This is a genomic window from Methylomonas rhizoryzae (genome assembly GCF_008632455.1).
Classification (GTDB): Bacteria; Pseudomonadota; Gammaproteobacteria; order Methylococcales; family Methylomonadaceae; genus Methylomonas; species Methylomonas rhizoryzae.
Genome location: NZ_CP043929.1, coordinates 755,259 through 771,092 on the forward strand (window position 1 = coordinate 755,259; position 15,834 = coordinate 771,092).

17 protein-coding genes are annotated in these 15,834 nt (G+C 50.2%); all 17 read left to right on the plus strand.

Annotated features, from left to right (window positions below):
* Nucleotides 1-22 precede the first annotated feature (22 nt).
* The 17 genes from fliN to F1E05_RS03680 all read left to right on the plus strand — a co-directional run bounded on the left by fliN (nucleotide 23) and on the right by F1E05_RS03680 (nucleotide 15,812).
* Nucleotides 23-463, plus strand: a complete 441-nt coding sequence (gene fliN / locus F1E05_RS03600; protein WP_150046815.1) for a flagellar motor switch protein FliN — start codon at nucleotides 23-25, stop codon at nucleotides 461-463.
* Nucleotides 463-906, plus strand: coding sequence for a flagellar biosynthetic protein FliO (gene fliO, locus F1E05_RS03605; RefSeq protein WP_150046817.1), 444 nt, complete (start codon nucleotides 463-465; stop codon nucleotides 904-906). The genes fliN and fliO overlap by 1 nt, the downstream gene beginning before the upstream one ends.
* A complete protein-coding gene (gene fliP, locus F1E05_RS03610) occupies nucleotides 899-1,651 on the plus strand; it encodes a flagellar type III secretion system pore protein FliP (protein WP_150046819.1) in 753 nt (250 codons plus the stop codon). Before fliO ends, fliP begins: the two co-directional genes overlap by 8 nt.
* A 12-nt stretch (nucleotides 1,652-1,663) precedes the next feature.
* Nucleotides 1,664-1,933, plus strand: coding sequence for a flagellar biosynthesis protein FliQ (gene fliQ, locus F1E05_RS03615; RefSeq protein ID WP_150046821.1), 270 nt, complete (start codon nucleotides 1,664-1,666; stop codon nucleotides 1,931-1,933).
* A complete protein-coding gene (fliR, locus tag F1E05_RS03620) occupies nucleotides 1,930-2,706 on the plus strand; it encodes a flagellar biosynthetic protein FliR (protein WP_150046823.1) in 777 nt (258 codons plus the stop codon). Before fliQ ends, fliR begins: the two co-directional genes overlap by 4 nt.
* Nucleotides 2,707-3,831, plus strand: a complete 1,125-nt coding sequence (gene flhB, locus F1E05_RS03625) for a flagellar biosynthesis protein FlhB (protein ID WP_150046825.1) — start codon at nucleotides 2,707-2,709, stop codon at nucleotides 3,829-3,831.
* Nucleotides 3,832-3,843: 12 nt separating this feature from the next.
* On the plus strand, nucleotides 3,844-5,949 hold the full coding sequence (gene flhA / locus F1E05_RS03630; protein WP_150046827.1) for a flagellar biosynthesis protein FlhA: 2,106 nt from the start codon (nucleotides 3,844-3,846) through the stop codon (nucleotides 5,947-5,949).
* A gap of 19 nt (nucleotides 5,950-5,968) precedes the next feature.
* Complete coding sequence (gene flhF / locus F1E05_RS03635; protein ID WP_150046828.1) at nucleotides 5,969-7,378, plus strand: flagellar biosynthesis protein FlhF; 1,410 nt, start codon at nucleotides 5,969-5,971, stop codon at nucleotides 7,376-7,378.
* A gap of 31 nt (nucleotides 7,379-7,409) precedes the next feature.
* Nucleotides 7,410-8,243, plus strand: coding sequence for a MinD/ParA family protein (locus F1E05_RS03640; RefSeq protein ID WP_197737411.1), 834 nt, complete (start codon nucleotides 7,410-7,412; stop codon nucleotides 8,241-8,243).
* Nucleotides 8,240-8,992, plus strand: coding sequence for an RNA polymerase sigma factor FliA (locus tag F1E05_RS03645; protein WP_232056763.1), 753 nt, complete (start codon nucleotides 8,240-8,242; stop codon nucleotides 8,990-8,992). The genes F1E05_RS03640 and F1E05_RS03645 overlap by 4 nt, the downstream gene beginning before the upstream one ends.
* 97 nt (nucleotides 8,993-9,089) lie before the next feature.
* Nucleotides 9,090-9,464 carry a chemotaxis response regulator CheY gene (locus F1E05_RS03650; RefSeq protein WP_456299306.1) on the plus strand — a complete coding sequence of 125 codons (375 nt, stop codon included), beginning with the start codon at nucleotides 9,090-9,092 and terminating at the stop codon, nucleotides 9,462-9,464.
* Nucleotides 9,465-9,496: 32 nt separating this feature from the next.
* Entirely contained in the window at nucleotides 9,497-10,207 is a 711-nt protein-coding gene (locus F1E05_RS03655) for a protein phosphatase CheZ (RefSeq protein WP_232056764.1), read from the plus strand.
* 10 nt (nucleotides 10,208-10,217) lie between these two features.
* Entirely contained in the window at nucleotides 10,218-12,416 is a 2,199-nt protein-coding gene (locus F1E05_RS03660; protein WP_150046834.1) for a chemotaxis protein CheA, read from the plus strand.
* 208 nt (nucleotides 12,417-12,624) lie between these two features.
* Nucleotides 12,625-13,371 carry a flagellar motor protein gene (locus F1E05_RS03665; RefSeq protein WP_150046836.1) on the plus strand — a complete coding sequence of 249 codons (747 nt, stop codon included), beginning with the start codon at nucleotides 12,625-12,627 and terminating at the stop codon, nucleotides 13,369-13,371.
* 10 nt (nucleotides 13,372-13,381) lie between these two features.
* On the plus strand, nucleotides 13,382-14,242 hold the full coding sequence (motD, locus tag F1E05_RS03670; RefSeq protein ID WP_150046838.1) for a flagellar motor protein MotD: 861 nt from the start codon (nucleotides 13,382-13,384) through the stop codon (nucleotides 14,240-14,242).
* 14 nt (nucleotides 14,243-14,256) lie between these two features.
* Nucleotides 14,257-15,060, plus strand: coding sequence for a ParA family protein (locus tag F1E05_RS03675; RefSeq protein WP_150046840.1), 804 nt, complete (start codon nucleotides 14,257-14,259; stop codon nucleotides 15,058-15,060).
* A complete protein-coding gene (locus tag F1E05_RS03680; RefSeq protein ID WP_150046842.1) occupies nucleotides 15,057-15,812 on the plus strand; it encodes a chemotaxis protein CheW in 756 nt (251 codons plus the stop codon). The genes F1E05_RS03675 and F1E05_RS03680 overlap by 4 nt, the downstream gene beginning before the upstream one ends.
* The last annotated feature ends 22 nt before the right edge of the window (nucleotides 15,813-15,834 follow it).

Sequence of the window (15,834 nt, forward strand, 5' to 3'; positions counted from 1 at the left end):
CGAATAAGACGAGGCGAGTGATATGGGCGAAAACGATGAAATGGGCGATGATTGGGCTGCTGCCATGAATGAACAAGCCCAGGCCGAAGCGGATTGGGGTGATGCTCTAAAAGAACAAAGTGCGGCAGGCAAGAATCCGGGTTACGAAGCGGCCGAGTTTCCGCATCTTAGCGAAACCAAGACTAAGCCGATAGGCGGCGACGAAGTTAGATTAGACGTGATTTTGGACGTGCCGGTAACCGTATCGTTGGAGATAGGGCGGACAAAAATCAACATTCGCAACCTTTTGCAATTGAATCAAGGTTCGGTAGTGGAGTTGGACCGCTTCGCCGGCGAACCTATGGACGTGTTAGTGAATGGAACCTTGGTCGCACACGGCGAAGTCGTCGTCGTAAACGATAAATTCGGAATTCGGTTGACCGACATTATTAGTCCGTCCGAACGCGTGAGAAAGTTAGGCTGATGCCTATTCTAAGAGCGCTTGTCTGCATTGCGGTCACTCTGATCTATGTTGACGGTCATGCCGGCGTCGGTGGGGCGGATGAGGCGCATCATTCCGTGTTGAGCTTGGCCACGGTCGGCCAATGGTTGGTGTCGTTATTGCTGGTGCTGGCTATCTTTGCCGGCTTGGTTTGGCTGTTAAGGCGTAGCGGAACTCTGACGCGTAGCGAAAAAGGGCAATTGTCCGTCATCGCCGGACTTTCAATCGGTATGCGGGAAAGACTGGTGTTAGTCCGGGTTGGGGACAAACAATTGCTATTGGGTGTTACGCCGGGGCGTATCGACAAGTTATTGGAATTGGACGGCGATGCTCGCTTGTTTGTGGGGGATCCAATCGCAGGAGCGGACGGCGAAACGTTCGCCGATAAATTGCAACGCTTAATTCAGGCCAAGAACCATGCGTAAGCTTTATTGCTTGGGGGCATGCGTCGGATTATGGTTGTTAGGCTTGGCTGAGGTTCAAGCGGCGCCCCCGGGAATCGAGGCGATTACCGTGACTAGCAATGCGAAGGGCGGTGAAACCTACACGGTTACCATCCAGATCTTGGCCATCATGACGATGCTGACCTTGCTGCCGGCATTGCTACTGACCATGACGTCTTTCACGCGCATCATGATAGTGCTTGGTTTGTTGCGTCAGGCGATAGGTACCCAGCAAGCGCCGAGCAATCAAGTATTGTTGGGCTTATCGTTGTTTTTGACCGCATTTATCATGATGCCGGTTCTGGACAAGGTCAACGACACCGCGATTCAGCCCTATCTGGAAGAGAAAATCGATATTACAACGGCCATTGCTAATGCCTCCGAGCCCTTTAAGCAATTTATGCTCCGGCAAACCCGGGAAACGGATATCGACATGTTTGTCAGGATTTCCGGGCGGGAGAGCATCGATAAGCCGGAAGAGGTACCTTTTTCGATCTTGGTCCCGGCCTACGTGACCAGCGAGCTTAAAACCGGTTTTCAAATCGGTTTTTTAATTTTTTTGCCGTTCCTGGTGATAGACATGGTGGTTGCCAGCGTATTGATGTCTATGGGCATGATGATGCTTTCGCCAATGATCGTATCGTTACCCTTTAAGTTGATGCTGTTCGTGTTGGCGGACGGTTGGTCGCTGGTGCTGGAAATGCTAGCGGCAAGTTTTTACGTTTAATCGGCTAAAACCATGGTTCCGGAAACGATTTCGGTCATTGCCCAAGAAACGGTATGGATATCGGTGAAGTTAATGGGGCCGGTGTTGTTGTCTTCTCTAGCGGTGGGGCTACTCGTCTCCATGTTCCAGGCGGCTACGTCGATTCAGGAACAAACCCTAACCTTCATCCCGAAATTGGCCACCATCATTATCGTGCTGATGATAGCCGGACCGGGCATGCTGCAAATGCTGATCGATTACTTTCAAGATTTGATGCGCGAAATACCGCATATCATAGGATGAACTTCAGCGAAGACCAGCTCATCGCTTACCTTGTCGCGTTTTTCTGGCCATTTTTACGCATCAGTTCGATGTTTTTGTCGATGCCCGTGATTAGCGTCAATACGGTGCCGGCAAAATTAAAAGTGTTTTTGAGCTTGTTGATTACCATGACCCTTTATCCGGTGTTACCCCAAATGCCGGACATTCCGCCGTTCAGCGCGGCCGGCTGGATGGTGACCGTACAGCAATTGCTCATAGGTCTAGCGACCGGCTTTATTTTACAAATGGTGTTTTCCATCATGTTGTTTGCCGGACAGTCGATAGCCTACAGCATGGGATTAGGCTTTGCCTCGTTGGTCGATCCGACAACCGGCGTGCAAACGCCGGTGATCGCCCAATTGTTCATCATTGCTTCCAGTTTGACTTTTTTGGCGGTAGACGGGCATTTGCTGTTGATAGAAATGTTGGCGCAAAGCTTTTATACCTTGCCTGTTGCCGTTTCCGGTCTGCAAACGGACGATTTATGGCGCATGATCAGTTGGAGTTCGCAAATTTTCGCCGGCGGTTTGCTGTTGGCACTGCCGGTCATCTCGACGTTGTTGTTCGTCAACATTTGTTTTGGGATTGCCTCTAAAGCGGCCCCGCAACTGCAATTGTTCGGGGTCGGCTTTCCTATCACGATATTGTTGGGTATGGCATTGGTTTGGATAGGTATCGTAGAGATGCTGGACGCCTTTACCGACATGCTGCAGCAAGGCTTTAAATTGGTCGGCGAATTGTTGAGGCTGTCTTAGATGGCGGACGATTCCGACGACAAAACCGAAGACCCTACCGGTAAGCGAATCTCCGAATCGCGTAAGAAAGGCCAGGTTCCCCGTTCCAAGGAATTGAACACTTTTGTGACCTTGATGGTTAGTGCCGCCCTGTTTTTTTATACCGGCGGCTATATGACGCAAAACTTGTTGGAAATGCTAAGACGCCACCTTTATGTGCCGCGGGAGAGAATTTTCGACCCGGCCATATCCGTCGCTTATTTCAAGCAGGCATTCGAAACCGGATTCTCGATTGTGGCGCCGTTTATGCTTGTATTGCTGGTGGCCGATTTATTGACGCCATTGATGATGGGAGGCTGGAATTTTAGCTCGGAGGCGTTCGAACCCAAGTTTTCCAAATTAAATCCTTTACAGGGCATAAAAAAAATTTTCGGGATTCAAGGTGTCGTAGAGCTGGTCAAGGCCATACTCAAGGTCGTGTTAATCGGCTTCGTTGCATGGAATTTGTTTAAGTTAAACATTGACTATTTCATGAGCTTGAGCCAACAAAATTTAGAAGCCGCGCTAACCCAGGTGGGTAACAAAATCGTGTTTGCCGTGCTGATTTTGAGCGCGACCTTTCTGCTGTTAGTGATGCTGGACGTGCCTTATCAGTTATGGAATCACCAGCGCCAGCTGAAGATGACCAAGCAAGAAGTCAAAGACGAAGCCAAAGACGCCGAAGGAAATCCGGAAATCAAAGGCAAGATTCGTCAATTGCAGATGCAGGCAGCCCAGCGGCGAATGATGGAAGCTGTCCCGAAGGCGGATGTGGTGGTAACCAATCCGACTCATTTCGCCGTCGCATTGCAATACGACCAGCACGGGCCCGGTGCTCCGGTGTTGGTCGCTAAAGGTACGGATTTGATTGCCGCGCAAATACGCAATATAGCCTTGGAGCACAAAGTGACCTTGGTGGCCGCGCCGCAACTGGCCAGAGCTTTGTATTATTCCACCGAGTTGAATCAGCAAATTCCGCGCGGCTTGTTTCTGGCAGTGGCTCAAGTGTTGGCCTACGTGTTTCAACTGCGGGCGGCCGCCAAACAGGGCTGGACTAAGCCGGCTCCGCCCAGCGACGTGCAAGTGCCCGACGAATTTAGAACCTAAACGCAAGCAGTCATGGATTTCGCCAAATTATTTGCTACCGTCAAATCGCTGACCGGCATGGGCTTGGGGGCTCCGCTGGTTATCGTCATGCTTTTGGCGCTGTTGGTGCTGCCGTTGCCGGCATTTTTGCTGGATTTGTTCTTTACCTTCAATATTGCTTTTTCCCTCATCATCTTACTAGTAGTGATATACACCCTGAAACCGCTGGAATTCGCTTCGTTTCCCAGCGTGATTTTGGTGGCAACCCTGCTGCGCTTGTCCTTGAACGTTGCTTCTACCCGGGTGGTATTGATCAAAGGACACGAAGGGGGCGATGCGGCCGGCAAGGTGATCGAAGCATTCGGGTCGTTCGTGATTGGCGGAAATTTCGCGGTAGGCGTGGTGGTATTCGCGATCTTGGTGATTATCAACTTTGTGGTAGTGACCAAGGGGGCCGGCCGGGTGGCCGAAGTGAGTGCCCGTTTTACCTTGGACGCCATGCCCGGCAAGCAAATGGCGATAGACGCCGATTTAAACTCGGGTTTAATCAATCAAGACGAGGCGAGAGCGCGTAGGGAAGAAGTCGCAGCCGAAGCCGATTTTTACGGTTCCATGGACGGTGCCAGCAAATTCGTGCGCGGCGACGCCGTGGCCGGCATCATCATTTTGTTCGTCAACGTCATCGGCGGTTTGGCGATCGGCGTCGGCCAACACGACATGAGTTTTGCGGATGCGGCAAACCGTTACGTATTGCTGACTATCGGTGACGGTTTGGTGGCGCAGATTCCCGCCTTGTTGTTATCGGTCGCGTCGGCGATGGTCGTCACGCGCGTCAGGGGAAGTAAGCAGGATTTAGGGCAGCAAGTATCGTCGCAATTGTTCGAAGATCCTAGGACCCTGATTGTTACCGCGGTGGTCATGGGTCTGCTCGGCATCATCCCCGGCATGCCTAATGTCGTGTTTATTTTGTTGGCCTCGGTGCTGGGTGGTGCGGCGTATTTGTTGGACAAGCGGCGCAAACGCGAAGAAGAAAAGGCGTTGGAAATGGAGCGGATGCTGATTCCGCAGCAGCAGTTGGCCAAAGCGGAAATCAAGGAATTGAGCTGGGACGATGTCATGCCGGTCGACACGATAGGCTTGGAAGTCGGTTATCGCTTGATTCCCTTGGTGGACAGGAATCAGGGCGGGCAGTTGATGACCCGTATCAAAGGGGTTCGAAAAAAACTGTCGCAAGAATTGGGTTTTTTAATTCCGTCCGTGCATATTCGCGATAATCTGGATTTGTCGCCGACCGCTTACCGAATTTCGTTGATGGGGGTTACCGTAGGCGAGGCGGACATCATGCCGGAAAAGGAAATGGCCATCAATCCAGGACGAGTATTCGGCAATTTGCAGGGTGTGGCCTGTAAGGATCCGGCGTTCGGCTTGGATGCGGTATGGATTGAAGTCGCACAAAAAGATCATGCGCAAACCTTAGGTTATACCGTCGTCGATCCGGGCACCGTCGTGGCTACGCACTTGAGCCATATCTTGCAAAATAATGCGCACGAACTGTTCGGCTACGAGGAGGCTCAGCAATTACTGGATAACTTGGCGAAAGTAGCGCCGAAGTTGGTCGAGGATCTGGTCCCTAAGACCTTGCCGCTCGGTTTAATGGTCAAGGTCTTGCAGAATTTGCTGCAGGAGAGAGTGCCGATAAGAGACATTCGTTCCATCGCCGAAACTTTGGCGGAGTACGGGGTCAAGAGTCAAGATCCGGACGTGTTGACGTCCGCCGTGAGGTCGTCCTTAGGGCGGTCAATTGTCCATGAAATCAATGGAGTACAAGCGGAAATTCCGGTAATAACTTTAGAGCCGGGGCTGGAACAAATATTGCATAAGTCATTGCAGACGGCGGGCGAAGGCGGCGCCGGGCTGGAGCCCGGATTGGCCGAACAAATGCACCAATCTTTGGAAGAAAGTGCGCAACGGATGGAATTGGAAGGTCAAGCGGCAGTGCTGCTGGTTTCTTCGTTCATCCGGCCTTGGTTGGCTCGTTTCGTCCGTCATTCGATTCCAGGCTTGCACGTGTTGGCGTACAACGAGATCCCGCAAGATAGGCAAATTCGCGTGGTGTCTACGGTTGGACAGCGCGGTTAACGATTAACGAGGTTAAGCGATGAAAATTAAACGCTTTTTTGCAACAGATATTCGCCAAGCCATGCGCATGGTCAAAGAAGAGCTGGGTGCGGATGCCGTGATTATGTCCAACCGCTCGGTGGACGGCGGCGTCGAAATTGTGGCGGCTCGGGATTTCGACGAACAAGTCATCCAAAAAAATCTAAAGCAACAGCAGGAACAGGAAGCGGCGGCCAGACGGCAAAAAAAACACGATTTGCCCGAGTTCTCAGGGGAGAACAAGCCGATACACGTGCTGAGCAGCGCTCGCAAGAAAGGTAATGAAACGGAAAGTCCGATCCGGCGCAACATGGACCAGTACTTGGGCTATGCGGAAAAGGTGCAGTTAGGCAATGTGAATGCGCAAAAAATTGCCGATAAAATGAAAGCGGCGGATAAGCCCGCCTGGGCATTGGGTGCCGAAAGCGCGCATAAGCCGCAACCGCACGAGCCTGCAAACCCGGCAGCGCTAAACAATCTGGCTCAAGATAAGTTTTTCGAAGAAATGCGCCGTGAAATGAAGGATATGCGGGCTTTGTTGGATGCCAAGCTGTCGAATATTTCGCAACTGCCGCTACCCGACGCCCAGCCCTTGCGCGGCGAATTGTTGGAAAAGCTGAGCGATTGCGGCTTTTCCAAAACATTGGCTACCAAAGTCGCCAATCGATTGGGTGGCCACCAACAATTCGAACAGGCTTGGGCCAAGTCGCAAGAGATGTTGGCCAGAGCGATGCCGATTGCGGAAGACCGATTGCTGGAGCAGGGCGGCATAGCGGCTTTGGTCGGTTCTACCGGAGTCGGAAAAACTACTACGATTGCGAAGCTGGCGGCGCAATATATTTTGAAGCACGGTTCCAGGCAAATTGCTTTGATCACTACGGATAATTACCGTATCGGTGCTCACGAGCAAATCAATACGTATGGAAAAATTCTGGATATTCCGGTGCGTATCGCCGGCGATGCCGAGGAATTGTGCCAACACGTCCAAGATTTTAGCGACAAGCGTTTAATACTTATCGATACCGCCGGCATGAGTCAGCGCGATTTGCGCCTGGCCGAGCAAATCAAAACTTTGCGGCACGGCGACTTACCGATTCGTTCCTACTTAGTCATGTCGGCTAATACTCAATATAAAGCGGCTCTGGAAATTATCGATGCGTTTAGTATGCTGGAGCCGCAAGCAACTATACTTACCAAGTTCGACGAAGCGGTTTGCAGGGCCTCAGCGCTCTCCGCGCTCATCGAAAGGCGTATGCCTTTATCGTATATAACCGACGGGCAACAAGTACCTGAAGACATTTATATGCCGGAAGCCGAAGCTTTGATACAGCATTGTATGACGTTGGACGATGAGCACTCCGACATGGATGATCTGGACCAAGAGTGTTGGTTGGCGGAAGGCCATGCGTAAGTCGTCGGATCAAGCAGCGGGAATACGAAACATGAGACAGATGAAACCGGTTCGGGTAATAGCGGTCACCAGTGGTAAAGGTGGCGTTGGCAAAACCAATTTGTCGGTCAACATCGGCGTGGCTTTGGCCAAATCGGGCCGGCAAGTGGCGATATTGGACGCCGATATGGGCTTAGCCAACGTCGATATTTTGTTGGGCATGTTTCCGGAGTTCAACCTGTCCCACGTGTTGAGCGGCGAAAAAACCTTGAAGCAAATCATGATGCTGGGACCGGCCGGATTGAAAATTATTCCGGCCTCTTCCGGCGTGCAACGCATGTCGGAATTGAGCAGTGCCGAACAGGCCGGCTTGATCAGAGCGTTCAGCGAGATCGATAAAGAGCTGGATATCCTGATCGTCGATACCGCAGCCGGCATTTCCGCCAGTGTGGTGAATTTTGCCAGGGCGTCGCAGGAAATTATTGTCGTGGTGTGCGACGAACCGACTTCGTTGGCCGACGCCTATGCCTATATCAAGTTGCTCAACCGCGATTACGGATTGAATAGTTTTCACATCATTACCAACATGGTGCAATCGGCCGAACACGGCCAAGCACTGTTCAGCAAGTTAAGCAAGGTGACCGACCGTTATCTGGATGTAGCCTTACATTACGTCGGGGCGGTGCCTATGGACGATTACCTGAAAAAATCGGTTCAGAAGCAAACGCCGGTAGTCGAGGCGTTTCCGCAAAGCAAGTCGGCTTTAGCCATTAAAAATTTGGCGAGAAAAATCGATCATTGGCCTATCAAGCCTAAAGCCGGCGGTTATCTGGAATTTTTCGTCGAACGCATGATTCAGTACAGTACCCAAGAGGATGTTGCATGAGCGGAGCGGCAATGTATGCTGCTGTGCAAGCGGGTGGAGCCAATGATTGGGTCATCCAGCATGCACCGTTAGTCAAGCGCATTGCCTACCATTTGATGGGGCGTTTACCCGACACCGTACAAATCGAAGATTTAATTCAGGCCGGCATGTTGGGGCTTTTAGAAGCGGTCAAGCAATACGATGCCAGCCAGGGCGCCAGTTTCGAAACCTATGCCGGCATCCGCATCCGCGGAGCCATGCTGGACGAATTACGTCGCGCAGATTGGACGCCTCGCTCGGTACATAAAAAAGCGCGTATGGCGGCCGAAGCTATACGCAATGTGGAAAATCGCCTGGGAAGAGACGCTAACGAAACCGAAGTCGCGGCACAAATGGGCGTATCGCTTGAGGAATACCGGCATATTCTGCAGGATACCGCGGCGTGTAAGACCTTTAGCGTGGAAGAGCTGATTCAAGGAGAAGATAGCGTTATCGATGAAATCCATACTCAGCATCATCCCGAGCAGCAATTTATAGAGCAAAGTTTTCAACAGGCACTTGCCAACGCGATCGCAGATTTGCCGGAAAGAGAGCGCTTGGTCATTTCGTTGTATTACGATGAAGAATTGAATTTGCGCGAGATTGGGCAAGTGTTGGAAGTCAGCGAATCCAGAGTGAGCCAAATCTGTAGTCAGGCATTATTGCGTCTTAGGGCTAGGCTTGCAGATTGGCTGGAAGGAAATGATAATGGCGGCCGCATTAAACCATAGTAATTATTGGTTTTTTAGGATAATTGCATTGGTTTTCAGACCTTTTCGACTTAATTTGACGACGTAATCTGGGTGGAGATTTTCCTTGGATAAAAACATGAAAATTCTGATTGTCGACGACTTTTCGACAATGCGGAGAATTGTGAAGAACTTATTGAAAGACCTTGGGTTTACCAACACGGTGGAAGCGGACGACGGTAAAACCGCGATACCGATTTTGGAAAAAGGCGGCATCGACTTTTTGATTACCGATTGGAACATGCCGGGTATGACCGGAATCGATTTGTTGAAGGCCGTTCGGGCTAATCCTCATTTGGCGAACTTACCGGTTTTGATGGTGACTGCGGAAGCCAAGCGCGAGCAGATCATCATGGCTGCGCAAGCCGGGGTGAACGGATACGTCATTAAACCGTTCACGGCGGCTACGCTTAAGGAAAAAATCGAAAAAATCTTTGAACGCATTGAAGGTTGAAAGTAGTGGATTCGAATACAACGAGCGATCTTTTGGACTTAGCCAAAAATTTGGTGGCGGCACTGGAGGCGAAAGACCAAACAATGGCGGACGAATTGCTGGACGAATTAGCCGGGCTCAGGGAAACTCAACTGTTTAAAGAGTTGGGGCGTTTGACGCGCCAGTTGCACGATACCATGATCAGTTTCAATTTGGATGCAAAGTTCGCCGTGATGACGGAGCAAGATATTCCCGATGCTAAAGAACGTTTGCATTATGTCATTGCGATGACCGAGCAGGCAGCCAATCAAACGTTAACTGCCGTTGAGAATTTGCTGCCGATTTCTCAAGAACTCAACGATCAAGTCGATCTTTTGTCGGGAAAATGGTCGCGTTTTTTGGATAGAGAAATGCCTTTGGAGGAATTTAAAGCCATGTCCGGCGAGATTTCCCGGCATTTTAAAAAATCCAAAGGCGAGTTGGAACAGGTTCAAGCCGGTTTGAACGACATTCTGATGGCACAAGGGTTTCAAGATATTACCGGTCAAATCATCCGTAAAGTGATAGAACTGGTTCAGGAGCTGGAAAGCAGTATGGTCAAACTGATCAGTATTTCGGGCAAACGCAAGTTCGAAAAAGGAGCGATAGAGGACGCCCAGCATGCACCGCCGGGCCCCGTCGTACCCGGTATCGACGACAGACAGGGCGACGTTGCCACCAGTCAAGTCGACGTGGACGATTTATTGTCTAGCCTGGGATTCTGAGGGGAACGGCATGGCTATCGATCTTGACGACGAAATCTTGCAGGACTTTTTGGTTGAAGCTGGTGAAATTCTCGATCAGTTGGGCGAACAATTGGTCGAATTGGAACAGTCGCCTAACGACCCTGAATTGCTAAATGCGATTTTTCGAGGATTTCATACCGTAAAAGGTGGTGCAGGTTTTTTGGCGATTCACGAATTGGTAGAAATTTGTCATACCGCCGAGGATGTTTTTAACGTATTGCGGCAAGGTGAGCGTGCGGTTTCGGCAGATTTAATGGACGTCATCCTTCAAACGTTGGATGTGGTTAACGAAATGTTCGGAGAGGTACGCGCCGGACGCGATCCTCAGCCCGCACCGCCTAAATTGATGGGGCGATTGAAGCTATATTCCACTCCGGACGGTGGTAACGGAGTGCCGAACGAACCGGCTGCCGTTACCGCGGAACAAGAATCGGTGCAGCAGGTAAAGTCTGGTTCCGCACAAGATATTGTCGTGCAAGAGTTCGAGTCCATGCTGAACATGGATGAGCTGGGGGACGGTGAGGAGCCGGGCGACGCCGGCGACGAAATTACCGAACAGGAATTTGAAGACTTACTGGACGCATTGCATGGAAAAGGCGGTTCGCCAACCATCAAGCAGCCAGCCGCAGAACCGAAACCGCCGATCGGCGACGAGATTAGCGAAGACGAATTCGAAGAGTTATTGGACGAGTTGCACGGCAAAGGAAAATTTAAAGCGCCAAGCCAAGCTGGTCCTCAAATTGCCGATGCCGGAGAAATCACCGAGCAGGAATTTGACGACCTCATGGATCAATTGCACGGCAAAGGAAAGTTCGACGTGCGAAACTTGCCCTCCTTGCCTGCAAGCCCAAAAACACCGGAGCCGCCGAAATCGGAACCTACGGTAGCCGCTCGGAAACCCGAGCCTATTGCGCCTGCTGTCGCCGAGTCCGATTCGGAGCCGCTTGTAAGACCGGCTTCCAAAGCGGGAGCCTTGGAAAGTCCGGGCGATAAGTCAAAAGTCCCGGCGCAGCAGACTGACACAACCGTAAGGGTTGATACGCAAATTCTCGACGACATTATGAACATGGTCGGCGAGTTAGTGCTGGTTAGAAATCGTTTTCAAACGCTCAAAGCCAGCGCGGAAGCCAATGAGCAATTATCTAAGGCCATTTCAAACCTGGATGTAGTCACCGCGGATTTGCAGTTGGCGGTTATGAAAACCCGCATGCAACCGATCAAAAAAGTATTCGGACGATTTCCTCGCGTCGTTCGCGATTTGGCAAGAAGTTTGAAAAAGGAAATACGCCTGGAATTGGTGGGGGAAGAAACCGATTTAGATAAAAACTTGGTGGAGGCCTTAGCCGATCCCTTGGTGCATCTGGTCAGAAATGCGGTAGACCATGGTATAGAAATGCCGGAAGAGCGCTTGGCGAAAGGCAAGCCGCGGGAAGGGGTGGTGGTGTTGAAAGCCTCTCAGGAAGGCGACCATATCGAGCTATCCATTCGCGACGATGGTACAGGAATGAATCCCGATGTGTTGCGCGCCAAGGTAGTGGAAAAAGGCCTAATGGATGAAGAGTCGGCTGCCAGATTGGACGATAAGGAATGTTTTAACCTGATATTTCTACCCGGTTTTTCTACCAAATCGGAAATTTCCGACGTTTCCGGCCGCGGCGTTGGCATGGACGTGGTTAAGACCAGGATTGCGCAGATGAACGGCGTCGTCGAAATCGATTCCGTAGAAGGCAAGGGCAGCAACATTATTATCAAAGTCCCGCTGACCCTGGCCATTATGCCCACTTTGATGGTGAAGCTGGGGGCGCAAGCATTTGCGTTGCCGTTGGCGAATGTGTTGGAGATTTTGGATTTGGACCTGACCAAGACCAATAAAGTCGACAATCAACTGGTAGTGATGGTTAGAAATCGTGCCTTGCCGTTGTTTTACTTGAGCGAATGGCTGGTGAACGACCCTTATTACACCGTGAATAAAAAAGTGACCAGCAGTCATGTAGTGGTTGTTAATGCCGGCGGCAGACAGGTGGGGTTCGTGGTCGATCAATTGATAGGGCAGGAAGAAGTTGTGATTAAGGCTCTTGGCGCAAAACTACACGGCTTGGATGGTTTAGCCGGAGCGACCATTACCGGGGACGGCAAAATAGCATTAATTTTGGATGTTCCGGGCCTGATGAAACGATATGCAGGTTAACCTGGATTTCTCTTGATAGATAAAAGAAAAGCCGGATAACCTCAATGGGTTTGGCGCAGTGTCGCGTCGATAAAGTCGGGGGGATTGAAGCGGGTAATCTAAAGCAACTCGAGTTTCAGCACGTTTTAGCGCCGGTGCGAGTCAGTGCGATAAAGGGTCGTGAACAGTTAGCGGTCAAAACTTTTACCAGCTTCAAATAGTTGATTGAATGGATATATTAAGCATTATTGGTGTTCTGGTCGGGTTTTCCGCCATCATTGGTGGAAATATGATGGCGGGCGGCCATGTGGATTCATTGATCAACCTCCACGCTTTCGTGATCGTGGTTGGCGGTACATTGGGAGCTACTCTGTTGCAATTTCCGCCTAAAGTGTTTTTGCGTTGTTTACGTATCTCAATCTGGGTCATTAGGCCGGAAAATTTTCAATTGAATCGGCAGATCGAGAAAATCGTGCGTTGGAGTACTATGGCCAGAAAAGAGGGCCTATTGGGCTTGGAATCCTTGATTGAAACCGAACGGGATCTATTTGCCAAAAAAGGCTTGCAACTTTTAGTAGACGGTAACGAGCCGGACGTGATCCGTGATTGTTTGGAGGTCGAACTAACGACCAGAGAGCATTTGGACATGCAAGCGGCACGGGTATTCGATGCTATGGGCGGCTATTCGCCGACTATCGGTATTATCGGTGCAGTTATTGGTTTAATTCACGTGATGCAAAACTTGGCAAAGCCGGAATTACTCGGCAGCGGAATAGCCACTGCATTCGTTGCCACTATCTATGGGGTGGGCTTGGCGAACTTATTGTTTATTCCCATCGCTAACAAACTAAAAGCCCACATTTTCAGGGCGTCTCAAGCTCGGGAAATGGTGATCGAAGGCGTTTCTTCAATCGCAGAAGGCGAGAATCCCCGAAACATAGAACTGAAATTATCCGGTTTTATGTTGGAAAAATAACGCTCGTACCATGGCCAGACGCAGAAGAAAAATGATAGAGGAGGCGGAGCATCACGAACGCTGGATGGTGTCTTATGCGGATTTTATTACCCTACTGTTCGCGTTTTTTGTCGTGATGTATTCGATATCCTCTGTTAACAAAGGGAAGTACGAGACGTTTTCCGAGTCGTTGGATCAAGCCTTATTTCACAGTGAAAAAATCGTCAAGGAAGCCGAGCCGATAGAAATCGGGGTTATTCCCACCCGTGTACAGCCTATCGAGTTGCCGGATTTAATGACGGTTACGGAACAAGAGCATCAACTTAGCGAAGAAATAAAGCAGGAAAAGCAAAGGTTGGATGAAGTATCCGACGAGTTTCAGCGTGCATTGCAGCCTTTTGTCGAAAGCCAATTAGTCGGCATAAACAAGCACGAATTTTGGGTTGAGTTGGAAATGAACAGCGAGTTGCTTTTTGCTAGCGGTAAAGCGGAGTTATCCGGCAAAGCTCTGCCCGTTTTGCAAAAAGTGGCTGAGGTTGTATTGGCGGTCCCCAATGTCATCAATGTAGAGGGCTATACCGACGATGTGCCTATATCGACAGGTTTGTACCCTTCGAATTGGGATTTATCCTCAGCCCGTGCTACTACGGTTGTGAAGGAGTTAGTCAAAAACGGTGTCCCGCCTGCTCGTTTATCAGCCGTTGGGTATGGAGAATTTCATCCTATTGCCGATAACAGTGTCGAAGAGGGGCGGTTCAAGAATCGGCGTGTTGTTTTGGTGTTGATGTCACAGGCTTTTGCGCGTTACGGAATGACAGACGAACAAAGAGCCAAGGCGCTGAACTTAAAATCGGAAACCGATCACTCTGAATCTGCCGGTAACGTGCGGTAAAAAGTGGCGTCATTATGAAAATTTGGTCAGTTTCCAATCAGAAAGGCGGGGTAGGAAAAACCACTACAGTGGTTACTTTAGGTGGTTTGTTGTCCGGATGGGGCTTTCGGACCCTATTGGTTGATTTAGACCCGCACGGCTCTCTGACCAGTTATTTCAAAATGAATCCCGATGAAGTCGAACAAGGCGTTTACAACTTATTTCGCGACGCGAGCGAAAAAAAGAAAAACGTTAATCCCGAAGTCTATTTGGCGTCTACCGAATTCGACGGATTGTCGGTTTTACCCGCATCGACCGCAATTGCTACTCTGGACAGGCAAGTCGCTCAAATGGGTGGAATGGGATTAGTGGTTGCAACGGCTCTCGGCAAGCTCAAAGACCGTTACGATTATGCGATCATTGATAGCCCCCCCATGCTCGGTGTGCTAATGATCAACGCGCTCGCCGCCTGCGATCATTTAATCATTCCGGTATTAGCCGAATTTTTGGCCTTGAAAGGGCTGGATAGAATGGTCCATACCATCAATATGGTTTTTCATTCTCGAAAAACGCCGCCTAAATTCACCATCGTTCCGACGATGTACGATAAACGAACCAGAGCGGCAAGAGACAGCTTGATAGGGTTGCATCAACAATATCCCGACAATGTCTGGAGTTCGGTAATCCCGGTAGATACCAAGGTACGAGAAGCCAGTAGAGTGGGGGTGCCTTTGTCTCTGTTCGATAAAAGTGCCAAGGCCGTAGAAGCCTATTCCGAATTATTGGAGCAATTGTTGTTGGAAAAAGGCGAAGACAAACTCGTGGCGAATAGATTATGACTCGCTCAAAGCCGCCTCAGCACATCGTTCAGCAACAATTGGCATTAGATGCCTATTTAACGACTTTATTGGAAGAAATTCCGGATGGCGACGCCGAGATAGGCCGCCAGCCGTTAAACGAGCGGCAGATTGCACAGCAGGGGGCGGAAACGCCGAAGAGGCAGACCGCTAAAGTTATCACTCAAACAATTGAATTGCCGCCGCAAGTAACGCGAGAGGCGCTTGACGATAAGCCTGCTGCCCATATTTTGCCGTCTAATCTGGTTGCATATCAGGCGCCGGCTAAGTTGCATCCCTTATCGGTAATGCCTTATTGGGCGCAGCACGAGTTTCAAGCGTTGTTTTTTAAAGTCGACAATTTGATATTGGCTACCCCGTTAACGGAATTGGCCAGAACCATCAAGATAGATAAAAAACCCGGCCAAATTCCCGGTCAACCCTCTTGGTTCATGGGGTTATTAGACGAGCAAGACAGCCGAATCGGCGTGTTGGACATGGGACAACTCATTTTCGGGAAATTACGCGGCAGTCAACGCGATCTGGAAAAGAATCCGTTCAAAAGTATTTTGATTACTCAAGATAAACGCTGGGGCTTGGCGTGCGACGAAGTTTTATCTATAGGAAGGGTAAGGCCGGATAAAGTACGATGGCGAACGAGTCGACAAAAAAAGCCTTGGCTGATCGGTACCGTGATCGAGGAATTGACGGCGATCATCGATTTACAGGCTTTGGTTCCGCAGCGCAGAAAATGATTTTAATTTAAGTGGATGCATA